Genomic DNA, 716 nt, shown 5'->3' with positions numbered 1-716 from the left:
CTTTCTGTTCCATAACAGGTGTCCACTAGTTGAAAAGGTGGGCACCTACGTTACCAATACAGGCTTAATGGCTACATACGGCGGTCAGTTTACGCTTACGGTGTATGACACACCTGTTGTGATTTTTTCCATCTGGTACATACCCCGTCTCCCGCAATCCGGAAGCTCACAACAACAAGTGGGGCATCAGCTCACACCGACACCCCCTGCGCATGGTTACATCATCATTTCGCCGTCAGGCTGAGGCCCTTCACTACCGTCAGGCTGAGACCCGACGCCATCTGAAACAGCACTGTCATCCGCAATGCCTTCCGGCTCCGGAACAGTCGGTGCGCCCAGCAGTTCATCCAGAATTGAATCCACTTCTGCATCAAGACGCGCCTCAAGGTTCTGCCGAAGTTGCTGTTTCAGTGCGCTCCGGACTTCTTCAGAGCGCAGGACTTCCTTCACTGCCTCAGCAGTGACCAGCGATTTTATTTCTGACATAGGATTTTCTCGTTGAAATGGGTTATTAAGAAGGTTGTTCCGGAATGAGTGGGGCTTCTGTTTTTGCTCCGGCTGACTGACTGGCGCTGATTGAGGTAGCCTGAGTTTAACGGACACTCCTTCCTGAAATAGAATGGCATCAGAAGGAGCTAATAATGAGCAGAAAAAACCAACGTTACTCTAAAGAGTTCAAAGCCGAAGCTGTCAGAACGGTTCTTGAAAATCAACTT

Annotated in this window: 2 protein-coding genes; one reads left to right on the top strand and one right to left on the bottom strand. The window is 49.9% G+C overall.

Annotation, left to right across the window (positions count from 1 at the left end; translation table 11 throughout):
* Positions 1-216: 216 nt before the first annotated feature.
* A complete protein-coding gene (locus BFF42_RS19260; RefSeq protein WP_235868451.1) occupies positions 217-621 on the bottom strand; it encodes a DUF826 domain-containing protein in 405 nt (134 codons plus the stop codon).
* Positions 622-641: 20 nt separating this feature from the next.
* Between BFF42_RS19260 and BFF42_RS27930 the strand changes: the two genes are divergently transcribed.
* On the top strand, positions 642-716 hold a 75-nt coding region (locus BFF42_RS27930; protein WP_252866565.1), incomplete at its 3' end, for a transposase.

Source organism: Shigella sp. FC1661, from assembly GCF_001712525.1.
Lineage (GTDB): Bacteria > Pseudomonadota > Gammaproteobacteria > Enterobacterales > Enterobacteriaceae > Escherichia > Escherichia coli.
The sequence above is the reverse complement of the archived record's forward strand: the minus strand, read 5'-3'. Positions and strand labels throughout refer to the sequence as shown.